General features: G+C 62.0%; 7 protein-coding genes. 5 read left to right on the top strand and 2 right to left on the bottom strand.

The features are described 5' to 3' along the window. The first annotated feature begins 221 nt into the window (after positions 1–221). The 5 genes from wecB (at position 222) to BR41_RS00840 (ending at position 9,511) form a co-directional block, all read left to right on the top strand. Positions 222–1,388, top strand: a complete 1,167-nt coding sequence (wecB, locus tag BR41_RS00820; RefSeq protein ID WP_035051674.1) for a non-hydrolyzing UDP-N-acetylglucosamine 2-epimerase — start codon at positions 222–224, stop codon at positions 1,386–1,388. A 37-nt stretch (positions 1,389–1,425) separates the two neighbouring features. Continuing rightward, positions 1,426–3,657 (top strand): cellulose biosynthesis cyclic di-GMP-binding regulatory protein BcsB, encoded by a 2,232-nt coding sequence (locus BR41_RS00825; protein ID WP_035051676.1) that lies wholly within the window; start codon positions 1,426–1,428, stop codon positions 3,655–3,657. Between the two features lie 302 nt (positions 3,658–3,959). Continuing rightward, positions 3,960–6,122, top strand: a complete 2,163-nt coding sequence (locus tag BR41_RS00830) for a glycosyl transferase family protein (protein WP_051709677.1) — start codon at positions 3,960–3,962, stop codon at positions 6,120–6,122. After that, complete coding sequence (locus BR41_RS00835; RefSeq protein WP_035051678.1) at positions 6,119–8,338, top strand: NfrA family protein; 2,220 nt, start codon at positions 6,119–6,121, stop codon at positions 8,336–8,338. The genes BR41_RS00830 and BR41_RS00835 overlap by 4 nt, the downstream gene beginning before the upstream one ends. 357 nt (positions 8,339–8,695) lie before the next feature. After that, complete coding sequence (locus BR41_RS00840; protein WP_051709680.1) at positions 8,696–9,511, top strand: alpha-amylase family protein; 816 nt, start codon at positions 8,696–8,698, stop codon at positions 9,509–9,511. A gap of 102 nt (positions 9,512–9,613) precedes the next feature. Here the strand turns inward: BR41_RS00840 and BR41_RS00845 are convergent, their stop codons facing one another. Together BR41_RS00845 and BR41_RS23405 are read right to left on the bottom strand one after the other, a co-directional pair. Further along, positions 9,614–10,384 carry a hypothetical protein gene (locus tag BR41_RS00845; RefSeq protein ID WP_035051680.1) on the bottom strand — a complete coding sequence of 257 codons (771 nt, stop codon included), beginning with the start codon at positions 10,382–10,384 and terminating at the stop codon, positions 9,614–9,616. A gap of 280 nt (positions 10,385–10,664) precedes the next feature. Beyond that, positions 10,665–11,051 carry a VOC family protein gene (locus tag BR41_RS23405; protein ID WP_084186742.1) on the bottom strand — a complete coding sequence of 129 codons (387 nt, stop codon included), beginning with the start codon at positions 11,049–11,051 and terminating at the stop codon, positions 10,665–10,667. Positions 11,052–11,053: the final 2 nt, after the last annotated feature.

The raw sequence follows: 11,053 nt of genomic DNA on the forward strand, positions 1-11,053 counted from the left end.
CCGATTACATTCCCGCTTGTCATAAATTCACGCGCTTTCAGAAGGCTTGGCCGTGGATTTGTCATTGGATTCGCGCCCGCATGCGCTCCCTGATGTGCTCCCAGATGTGATCAGTCCGGAGCGCCGAGTGGAGTGTCTTGTCAGCTTGCAGCTGACAAAAAAACACGAGGGGCGCATTGCTGCGGGATTGCCTAACGGCAAGGGCCTGCTTGGGGACTGCGATGAAGATTCTTTCCATATTTGGTACTCGCCCGGAGGCGATCAAGATGGCGCCGCTGGTGCGTGCGCTGGGCCACACAGCCGGCATCGAATCGGTGGTGTGCACCACCGGCCAGCATCGCAGCATGCTGGAACAGGTGATGGGGATGTTCGATATCCAGGCCCATCACGATCTGGATGTCATGGTCGCCAATCAAAGCCTCAATGGCCTGTGCGAGCGCCTGTTTGCCAAGATCGATCCGATGCTGGATGCCGTTCGCCCGGATCGGGTGCTGGTGCATGGCGATACCAGCACGGCGATGGTGGCCGCGATGGCCGCGTTCCAGCGCCGCATTCCGGTGGCTCACGTTGAGGCGGGTCTGCGTACCGGTGATCTCTCCCAACCGTGGCCGGAAGAGATGAACCGCCGCGTGATCGACGTGGTGAGCGACTACCTGTTCGCACCCACAGCCGGATCGCGTGACAACCTGCTGGAAGAAAACCTCGCCGGCCGCATCGTCGTCACCGGCAACACCGTGATCGATGCGCTACGCCACACCGCCACCCGCATCGAACGTGATCCGAAGCTGTGCGCCAAGCTCGATTCCTACCTGCCATTCCGGCCGCGCAATCGCAAGATGCTGCTGGTCACCGGCCACCGCCGCGAGAATTTCGGCGCGGGTTTTGCGCAGATTTGCGATGCGCTGGCTCATCTGTCGCGCCGGCCGGATATCGATATTGTCTACCCGCTGCACCTCAACCCGAACGTACGCGGCCCAGTCCGCGCCACCTTGGCCGGGCTGCCCAATGTGCACCTGATCGAACCGCTGGATTACCTGAGCTTCGTGCGGCTGATGCAGCAAGCCCACGTGATCCTGACCGACTCGGGCGGCGTGCAGGAAGAAGCGCCGTCGCTGGGCAAACCGGTGCTGGTGATGCGCGATGTGACCGAACGCCCGGAAGCGGTTGCGGCCGGCACGGTGCGCCTCGTCGGCACCGACAGCGCCCGCATCGTCGCCGCCGTCAACGAGTTGTACGACCAGCCCGACGTGCATCAGCAATTCGCTACGGTGCGCAATCCCTACGGCGATGGCCATGCCTCGGCTCGCATCATCGCGGCCCTCACTGGCCAGCCCTTCGACGAATTCGGTAGCCCACAGCACAGCGATGCAACGTGCCAGCCCGCCTGATTCAGCCCGACTCCTTTTCATTTGCGCGGACGAAAACATGACACCCTCTTTCAGGACTACCCCCAGTGCTACGGCATTGCGGCGCGATATCTCCGTACTCGGGCTGATTGCCTATTTGACCCTTACCGGCTCCGCCTGGGCGGCCAGCGGCGCGGCACAGCAATTCCAGCAATGGGCGGACGATCACTGGGTTAGCCGGCAGGTCAGCCTCGCCGAACTGGGCTTTGTGCGCCCGACGGTGCTCACCGGCTCGGACAAACAAAGCGAAATCTATCTACCCGTGCCGGCCGGTGTGCCGCTGGCGGATGCCACGCTGCAGTTCAACGCCAAGTACCTGCGTGCCGACGGTGGCCGCACTTCGATGACGCTGGCGGTAGATGGCTACCCGGTGGCCGCCCGCAGCCTGACCGAAGCGCAAGGCGATGCCAGCCAGTCGGTCGGCATCGACGGCCTGCCGCGTGCCGGTGGTTTTGTCCGCTTCGGCATCACGTGGTCGTCGATCGTGTCCGAGCTGATGTGCACCGATCAACGCGCACCCGGCAACTCGCTGCAAGTCGCGCCGGATTCGCGTTTCAGCTACCGCTACGACCGCAACGCGATCAAAACGCTGACGACGGCCTGGAGCGCGCTGCCGCCTGCGCCGGTATTGCTGGTCGCTGCGGGGGCACTTGCGCCGGCGTCGTATGACACCGCATGGCGCGTTGGCGTGACGTTGGAACGCGCCGGCAAGCGGGTGCAGTTGCGGGCGCTGCCAGCCGTTGGCGATACGGTCAATCTGAGCAAGCTCAACGTACCGGCCAGCTTGCGCAGCATCCCGGCCTTTGCCGCGCTGGCGAGCGGCGAAGCGCAGCACCACATCAAGAACGATGCCGAGCGGGGCGCGCTGATTGCCTTGGGGAATCAAGGCCCGCTGCGTGCCGATCTGGTCGTCAACGACCAAGCCTTGCAGGACGGCCTACGCAAGTCGCTGGATGCGCTGAATACCGAGATCAAAGCATCCGCCCCGGATGCCGCTGCGGCCTACACCGCTTGGCAAGCCAGCGCCTCGCCTTTGTTGGGGCAACTGCCCGGCAAGGATCAAGTGCAGTTGTCGGCGCTGGCCGGCAACCCGGTGATCGCTGTTGCCGGTGATGCGGGTGCCAAGGTGGCCGGGCTGTTCGGCAACCTGTGGCGGCCGGTAGCGCAGGGCAAGGCGTTGACGATCAACGCGGCCACCGCGCCAGAAAAGGGCGATGCCACGGTGTTGTTGTCTCAGTTCGGTGGCACCGCCGGCACGCTGGACGTGATCGCCCGCGCCGACCGCAGCGCCACCTTCGATATCGGTGCCTTGGGCGCGGATGGCAGCTTGCCGACCGAGATCGTCTTCGATGTCTCCGCCGCGCCGAATACCGGTGGCGAAGCGCCTGTGGCCTCGATCTTCCTGAACGACTTTCTGCTGGGGGCCGAACACCTGCGCGCCGATGGCCGCCCGCAACGGATTTCCGCCGTGATCCCGCGCTATGCCCTGGCTGCCCGTAATGAAATCCGCATCGCCTTCTTGCGCCAGCCGACGCAACTGCGCTGCCACGATCAGCCGACGGCTTTCCCGGTGTCGCTGCTACCCAGCAGCCATCTGCGCCTGAAGAAAATCGCCGCTGGCAATGATTTCGTCGGCATGGCCGGCCGGTATGCCGGTGACAGCAGCGTGTTGGTGCCGGCCGGTTGGTTGAACAGCTCGGCCACCAGTTTGCCGCTGGTGATCCGGCTGGCCGATGCCGCTGGCGTTTCGCCGGAACGCGCCGCGTTGCAGCTGGCAAAAGCCGGCGAGGAGGCCAAGCCTGAACACGCCTTCCTGGCCTTCGATACCGCCCTGGCCGACGTGAAACCCGCCGTGACTGCCCGCAACGGCAGCCTGGTTTTGACGGCGGAAGCCAAGGAGCCGGTGCTGTCGCTGAACGGGCTGGATCGGGTCGCGACGGTTGAAGTCGTCACCGCCGCAGGCGAGACCGGCATCCTTTACCGCACCGTCGGCCAGGCCGCGCCAACGCTGGATCAACCGTTCCGCCTGACGCATGGCAACGTGGCTGTATTAGGTGACGGCGGCCCGGTATCGCAGCTGGATACCAACGACCCGACCGGCAGCAAGCTCGCCAAGGAGGGCAACCCGCAGTCGCTGTGGGAAAGCCATATGACCTTGTGGCTGGTGATTATGGGGGTGGTGGCGTTCGTGTTGATTGCGGCTCGGGTGGCGCAGGTTCGGCGGCGCAAGGCGGGTGGGGAAGGGCATTAAGCACCACCGCACCGCATTGCTCCCCTCGCCCGCTTGCGGGAGAGGGGCCGGGGGAGAGGGCAATCTGCTCCTTATTCGCGGCGGAGTCCCGAGTCACATTGCCCGATGGGTTATGGCCGTTGGCCTAACCCATCCTATGCGCAGGCGCATTACCAACTCCGTAGCCCGGACGGCTTGCCGGCCGGGGTGACGCCGGTGGAAAGCCCCCGGCCGGCAAGCCGTCCGGGCTACGGGATGTGCGACACGCGAGCAGTTTCCGACATCACAAACGCCGCAAAGAAAACCCAAACAGGCCCCAAATCATGGATCAGATCACCGCCCAACCCTGGCAAATCTACTTCGCCCACTACTACAGTGCGCTGGAATCGTTCGCTGCCGTTGCAGCGGTGTTGATCCTGATTTCCAGCCTCGATGACCTGTTCATCGACGCCTGGTACTGGACCCGCGAGATCTACCGCAAGCTCACGGTGAAGCGGGCCAACAGCTACAAGCCGCTCACCGCTGCGCAACTCAAGGCGCGGGCCGAGCAGCCGCTGGCGATCATGGTGCCGGCGTGGCTCGAATACGATGTGATCGCGCAGATGATCGAGAACATGGTCACCGTGCTCGACTACCGCAGCTATGTCGTCTTCGTCGGCACCTACGTGAATGACGCCGCCACCATCGCCGAAGTCGAGCGCATGCGTCGCCGCTATCGCCAGCTCAAGCGCGTGGAAGTGCCGCATCCGGGCCCGACCTGCAAGGCGGACTGCCTCAACTGGATCATCCAGGCCATCTTCCTGCACGAGCAGGAAAACAACATGGAATTCGCCGGGGTGATCTTGCACGACAGCGAAGACGTGCTGCACCCGATGGAGCTGCAGTTCTTCAATTACCTGCTGCCCCGCAAGGACATGATCCAGTTGCCCGTCACCTCGCTGGAGCGCGAGTGGTACGAGCTGGTGGCCGGCACTTACATGGATGAGTTCGCCGAATGGCACGCCAAGGATCTGGTGGTGCGCGAGAGCGTGTCCGGCATGGTGCCGTCGGCCGGGGTGGGCACGTGCTTCTCGCGCCGGGCGCTCAAGGCGCTGTCGGATCAGACCAATAACCAACCCTTCAATACCGAGAGTCTGACCGAAGACTACGACGTCGGCGCACGCTTGGCCGAGCTGGGTATGAACTCGATCTTTGCCCGCTTCCCGGTGCAGTTCCGCGCCCTGCGCAGCAGCTGGTTCGGCTTTGGCCGCACGCGTGAACTGACGCTGGATATGGCGCTGTGCGTGCGCGAATACTTCCCGGATACCTTTCGCACCGCCTACCGGCAAAAGGCGCGCTGGGTGCTCGGCATCGGGCTGCAGAGCTGGGAGCACTTGGGCTGGCGCGGTTCGCTCGCCACCAAGTACCTGTTGTTTCGCGATCGCAAAGGCATCATCACCTCGTTCGTGAGCATCTTTGCTTATCTGCTGTTCTTCCAGTTCATGCTGCTGTACGTCGCCACCCTGACGGGGGTGTGGACGATGCGTTTTCCGCCGATCTTCGCACCCGGCAGCTGGCTGATGGCCGTCGCCACATTCACCGCCGTGGCGCTGGGCTTGCGCGTGGTGCAGCGCTTTTACTTCGTTACCAAGCTCTATGGCTGGGAACACGGGCTGATGTCGATCCCGCGCATGGTGGTCGGCAACGTGATCAATTTCATGGCCGTGGCGCGGGCGTGGCGCATGTTCCTGGCGTATCTGTTGTTCGGTAAACGCATGGTGTGGGACAAAACCATGCACGACTTTCCATCCTCATCCCAACTGGCGCAAAAGCGGCAACGGCTGGGTGAATTGCTGCTGGCGTGGCAAGCCGTGGATGCCGACAAACTCGAAGCCGCGCTGGTCGATCAGGCGCAGCACAAAGCGCCGCTCGGCCGCATCTTGCTGGCCAAAGGCTGGCTGGATGACGAAACGCTGGCCGAGGCGATTTCCTTTCAGGCTGAGCTGCCCCGCGCGCAAGTCGATGCCGAGCAACTGCGCGCCAATGCCGAGCTGCTGCCGGAAGAATATTGCGTGCGCTGGCGTACCTTGCCGATTGGCCAGTCGGACGACGGATTGCTGCAGCTCGCCGTTGCCAACCCGCTATCCGACGAAGCCATCGAACAGATTCGCACCGCCACGGGGTGCGATATCGCCCAGCACATCGCCCGGGAAAGCGAAATCGGCGCCGGCCTGCGCCTGCTGCGTGGCAGCGAGACGGTATTTGAAGCGATCGGCAGGCCGTTAATTGGTGATGTGCTGATCGAACACAACCTCATCAGCCGCGAGCAGTTCGACGATGCGCTGGTGGCCTACCGCCCGGATCGGGATGGCCGCATTGGCGATTATCTCGTCCAGCGCGGTGTGGTTTCGCGGGCATCGATCGAGCTGGCGATCAAGGAACAGCAGGCGAGGGCGGTTGCGCCGCAGCTCGTCCGCTTCGATGACGAGGAACCGCTGCCGGTATGACCCGCTTATCCACTTACACCCGAACTCAATCGCGCCATCTGGTGGGCTGCCTGTTCGCCCTGACCGTAGCCAGCGCATTTGCCGATGAACTGCCACTGACCGGGCCGGCGTATCAGGTTGCCAACGAGGCTTACCAAGCCTACGACCGGGGTGATTACCCGACCGCGATTCAGAACGCCCGCGAAGCCATCCGCCTGCGGCCTGACGTGGCGCGGCTCAAGGTCTTGCTGCGCAATGCACAGGCGGCAGCGAACAAGCGCTCGGTACGCAAGGCCGTGAAACCCGTCCAGCCTTCGACCGCGCCGCAGCTGGTATCACCGGTGCAAGCCAAGCTGGCAGAGATCATCCGCCTGCAGCACGCCGGCCAATTCGACGATGCTTTGCGCTTAGCCGACGAAACGCTCGCCAGCGACGGCCCGAATGACGCGGTGAGCGCGCAACGCGATCTGCTGCGCCGGCAATTGGCACTGGCCGCCGCCGGACGTGCGTATGAGGCGCTGTCAAAACAAGTCTGGCCGGAGGCGGCTACCGCAGCGAAGGCCGCCATCGATTACGCGCCGGGCGTGATGTCCTACCGTTTGCTATTGATCGATGCGCTGTTGCGCGATCAACAGAACCCGGCTGCCGAAGCCGCCGCCACGGCCGCCATCGAACGAGACGGCAACGACATCACCCCGCTGCTGATGCGCGCCTATGCCAAACAAGCGCAAGGCAATCGCGCCGGGGCGAAGGACGACTATGTGCTGGCAGGCAACCGCCAACTGGATGCAAAAGCCAGCCGCAATCTCTCCCTGATCATGGCCGACGCTGCCTTGGCGGCGGGTGAGGGCGCAACAGCGCTGGATGCCTTGCTGGCGATCGATTCACCCGATGCCGATGTAGCCGAACGCCGCAAACTGGCCGAGCTACAGGTGGTCAACCCTGGCGACAATGCACTGCACACGGCCCTCGTGCCGCCAACGCTCAATTGCAAGACCGTGGCCGACGCGACCGAGTGCACGGCGCGGCTTGCCAGCAATCCGCAATATTCGCTCGCCGCCGCAGCGTACAAAGCGATGGCCGCGCGCGATTACGCCGAAGCGGTCGCCAAAGCGCGTGCCTTGGTGATGATCGCGCCGGATAACGGCAGCTACCTGCAGTTGCTGATCAGCGCCTTGGCGGCGAACAGCGAGCAAGCCGAATCCCGCCGCTATGCCCGCGCTGCACTCGCCCGTTTTACCGATCTATCAGACGTGGAACGTGCCTATCTGGCCTTGGCCGCCGACGACACAGCGGCCGCCCATCAAGCCTTTAACCGCGCTGATGCTGCCCAGCAATTGCCGGCCAAAGCGCTGCTGGATGCCGCCTACACCGCGCAACGGGCCGAGGCGCTGCCGGACGCCAGCCATTACTTCCGCGAGGCGATTGATGCGAATGACGCAGGCAGCCTGGAATTCGCGCCGCAAGCCCTGTTCGATACCCGCCGTGCCGTCGCCGATCTGGAACGCCGCTGGGGGGCGTATACCTCCCTCAGTTATCGTGGTGCGGGCGGCTTGACCGGCGTCGCCCCGACCAATCCACAAAGCGACAGCCTGTATTGGGGCGGGGAAGTGTTCTGGCGTCCGCTCGCACTCGCCGGCAACGGGACTTACGTTGATTTCTACGCCCGCCTGTTCGATTCGCTCTACAGCAAGGCTGGCTACGCCACCGGCTCGGCCAGCCTGCAAGGCGCAGTCGGTGCGCGCTGGAAGCCGCTGACCGAGCAAAACCTCACCTTCGCGTTCGAACGCCTGATCCGCCTTGGCGATGCCAGCCAATCCGATTGGCTGGCGCGGGTCGGCTATTCGCTCGGCGAAGGTACTGATTTGCGTGTGGATGCGGCGTCGTGGTGGACAGCAGACGTAAATGCCGAAGCCGGCCATTACTTCGAAGCCGGCACCCGCTACGCCACATCCGAATGGCGTGCCGGCCGCAGCTACCGTATGCCCGTCATCGACATCGGTTCCGCCAAAGCCGTGGTCTGGCCGCATGCCGTGCTCGGTATCGACTACAGCTCCGCCTTTGCTACCCGGCAGGCGATTGGCGCGGGCGTCGGCGTGAACGTGCGCTACTGGTTCCGTGAGGATCACTACACCGCACCGCGTTCGTACTTTGATCTTTCGATGCACTACCGCATCAAGGTGTCTGGTGATGAGCGAGGGAGCGGGTTCTTTTTGCGGGGGATTTTTTATTATTGATCGGTTGGCGTTCTCAAACGCCCTCGGGTTTTCTCCCCTCGCCCACTTGTGGGAGAGGGGCCGGGGGTGAGGGTCGTGCAACCTTCAATGACCTTGCTGGCACCCTCTCTCTAACCCTCTCCCACTGTCCCTGAACAAGGCAAAGCCTTGCACGGGATGTGAGAGGGGAGAAAACCCCAACGTCGCGCGACTCTTTCCTTTCGCCTTCGTGTGCAAGGTTTTAACTTTGCCCTGCTATGGCCGGAAGAGGTCTCGGGGCGAGGGCGCAACACGCAATTGCGCTAAGCTGCCAAACACCTACTCGCGCATCCCCCATTCCCGCTCATGCCAAACCGCCTGCTTGCCCTGTGTTGCCTCATGGTGAGCTCCCTCTCGCTCTCCGCCTGCCAAACCCCACCCCATGCCCCGGTACACATCGCTGGCATCGCATGGCAACCCGACAACGCAACCGCCAATCCCAAAGGCACATGGGATCGGCTCGGCGCGCATACCTTATTGGTGCAATGGACTACAGTCAGCGGCAGTGCCTTTATTGCAGGCTGCGGCGGCGCGCCGGTACCGGTACTGCCAGATTGGCAACGCATCGCCCAAGAACCTTGGGCGCAGGATGTCATTCTCGGGCTGGCTGGCAAGTTCGACGAGGCAGAAGCCCGCAATTCACTGGATAGCCTGATCGCCCAATCGCGTTGCCTTGCCGCGCAGCCCACGCCGCTGCATGTGGTTGGTTGGTATTTCCCGGTCGAAGTCGATCCCACCTGGCAAGACGCCAGCAAACTCGGCCCGCTTCTGGCACAACTGCCACGTCCGCTGTGGATCAGTGCCTACGACAGTGCCAACCTCGGCCCCGCCGAACTCGGCAACTTTCTAGCGACATGGCTGCCGGCGGATGTCGGCGTGTTCTTTCAGGATGGCGTTGGTGTTTACGCTCGCGAACCCCGCGTTGCGCTCGACTACGTGAATGCGCTGGAAAAACGCCTTGGCAAAGCCCGCCTCCGCCTCATCGCCGAAGCCTTCCGCCCGCAAATCGGCGGCGGTTTCCGGGCGGCAACGCCAGCCGAACTCACGGCGCAGCTTGCCAACTATGGCGGTCGGGATGTGTATCTGTTCGATGGGCCGCATTACGTGAGCGACGAAACTGTTGAAGTGCTGCGGGCATCGCTGCAGCTTCCTTGATCAGTATGACCCAGCGTATTTCGGAGGACGGGTATAGCAAGCCCAACTCGTCCTCCGGATCATGATGCTGGTGGCATCGCCTGCAAATGCGATGCCATCAGGTCAGGCATCAACCAGCACAGCTACGTTATTCGTGCCGGAGTGTGCCGCGACCGAAAAGAAATATTTCATCTCAACCGTTCTGTCATCGTCACCACGCTGAGGCTGATTTGCCGGGTTATCAGCAATGTTGAAATCGTCATTAACAAACCCAAGAAAATAGGCAATCAGTTTTGCATGCGCTGGTTGCAGGCTGCCGACACCGAAAGCCATATGCAGAATCTGGCTTGAGGTAATTCTTGTCTTCCCCGAAAAGAAACCACCCCATTTCCGCTCCAGCGGCTTGCCGGCTTCATACAGTTCTTTGCGGTTGCGGGCGGCATCAATATCGGCGCCGTCGAAGCCAAAATCGGCAATTGCCCGAATGAGCAATTGGCCCGGCGCGGAGTTCAAGTCATCAGGAAGTCGCGACAACAACCAACGCTCGGCCTGCGCCGTAATGGGGTAATGAATGCCACCACCACAGCCAAAATCAGCCGAGCGGACATTGGCCGGGCAGTTGGCGCAGTGGCCGGCCAACGCTTCCAACGGCGCAGCCTCGGCAAGCAAGTCGGCAATTCGCATCTCGGTTTCTTGCGGCCCGTTTGGCCCCAGCACGACAGCTTTGAAAGTCCACTCCGATTCCGGTTTGTCCGTGGCGGTCTGTGGATTGTTGCGCATCAAGTCCAGCACTGCGTTGGCTCGATTGCGGGCCTTCTCCATTCTGAGTAGATCAGCATCGGAGATCGTCTCGCGAACCTTGCAGGGGAACAGACCGTAGTAATCAATTGCCATTGAAAATCCTTTGTAACGATCAGGGAAGGGTAGTCGATGCCTAATGTATTAGAGGGGGGCGATTGTGGATAGCCCAGCCCGTAGGGCGTAATCCCCGCAGGGCATTGCGCCGCGTTATTGCCTGGAATAAAAATGGCTGATTGGCTACCCAGAGGGCCGATCATTCTGCCATGCGAAGCATATACTTGATGCCCCAATTGACGGTAATGAAGTCGCCTTTGCCTTTCATTACGATGATCGAGCTGCGGCGCAATGCCCTGCGGGGATTGCGCCCTACGAGTTATGGGCTTTCTGCAAAATTCAGCTCGACCCCATTGCCTGCCGGGTCAGAGCAGAATATTTGATGTTGACCAGTTAACGGTACAAGGCCACTTTGGTAGCTGATATTGAATTCACTTAAACGAGTTTCAAATGCTGGTAAGTCAGTGCATGAAAATGCGACATGATCGAATGTGTTGAGCATATTTATCAGACGCTTTTCATCTGGTCCCGCTTCAGTAAGGTGAAGTACATCTTGGTGTCCGATATAGAGCCAATAGCCGAAGCTACTGAACGGCGGCCGATAGCCAAGGTGCAAGCCAATTATATTCACGTAGAAATCGCAGAGCACATCAAGCATCGGGCGGTCTGCGCGAAGGTTGTAGTGATTGAATCCGGTAATGGGCATGG

It is taken from the genome of Andreprevotia chitinilytica DSM 18519 (genome assembly GCF_000711875.1).
Taxonomy (GTDB): Bacteria; Pseudomonadota; Gammaproteobacteria; order Burkholderiales; family Chitinibacteraceae; genus Andreprevotia; species Andreprevotia chitinilytica.